Source organism: Streptococcus sp. HMSC074B11 (genome assembly GCF_001808705.1).
GTDB lineage: Bacteria > Bacillota > Bacilli > Lactobacillales > Streptococcaceae > Streptococcus.
Window position 1 is genome coordinate 1 of the sequence record NZ_KV794285.1, and the last position, 205, is coordinate 205.

Annotated in this window: 1 pseudogene; it reads right to left on the bottom strand. The window is 39.5% G+C overall.

Annotated features, from left to right (window positions below):
• Window positions 1-205, bottom strand: a pseudogene (locus HMPREF2619_RS11485) (ISLre2 family transposase); the annotation flags it as partial.

Consider the following 205-nt stretch of genomic DNA (forward strand, 5'->3'; position numbering starts at 1 on the left):
GACCTTACGATGCTGACTCTCCATTATCCCTATTCCTGCATGACTGAATCCTCTTTGTTCGGCTGGTTTAGTGTATTGGAAATTTCTCAATATTTTACTCTTGAACCTCTCAAATGACTCTTGTTCTTCTTCTGTTTCGATATAACTTTCAGTCGTATCCAGAACAGTTCTCATCAACTGCTTATCATGTTGCTTAATCGCCTGG